This is a genomic window from Meridianimarinicoccus zhengii (assembly GCF_003254465.1).
Lineage (GTDB): Bacteria > Pseudomonadota > Alphaproteobacteria > Rhodobacterales > Rhodobacteraceae > Meridianimarinicoccus > Meridianimarinicoccus zhengii.
The window spans coordinates 1-579 of record NZ_QDFI01000206.1; the positions used below are offsets into that span (position 1 = coordinate 1).

Annotated in this window: 1 protein-coding gene; it reads right to left on the minus strand. The window is 63.4% G+C overall.

Annotated elements, in window-relative coordinates:
• Positions 1 to 181 (minus strand): hypothetical protein (locus DDE13_RS23325; protein WP_222626200.1); only part of this gene is annotated, 181 nt, incomplete at its 3' end.
• Between the last annotated feature and the right edge of the window lie 398 nt (positions 182 to 579).

The window sequence follows — 579 nt, forward strand, 5'->3', positions numbered from 1 at the left end:
ACGCGTTGTAGCTGGACCAGTTCGTCGTGCGATAGCGGGCGGGAGATGGCTTGCTCATGCGAGCCGTGTAAACGCATGGATTCGCGTTGTGAATCCTCAGACGGCAGAGTTCTGCAACAACGCCGTCCCATCCCTCCGCGTTCTGTCGGTCGGAGCCGTCCATCGCGTTCGGGCCGGTCATGTCGCGCGGGATCCGCATGACCGTCGGCCGCTGCTTGCGAGGATGATTCAATCCCCGGCGACCCCGCCTCAGCCTTGCGGACTGCGGTTGGGCTGTGGCCGCGCCCCCTGGTAGCCCAATCGGTCTGCGCGCCAGCGTCTTCTCTACCGCCCACGTCGACCGGCCAGCCCGTGGCTGACGCGGTAATTCGTGGAGGAGGCTCCGAGCGCAGTCGAAATGGTGTTATCGAAGAAGTTTCCGATTGGAAAATACCACCGCAGACGCGACCACGGGCCGCGCCACTGATTTTCGGACCGAGTATCCCGCTGCGCCGACGCGCTCTAAACGCGACATGCTCTAGGCCGTGTCTGCATTCATCTGAGCCAGTCGAGGGCGGAGACGAGGAAGACGAAGCCCAT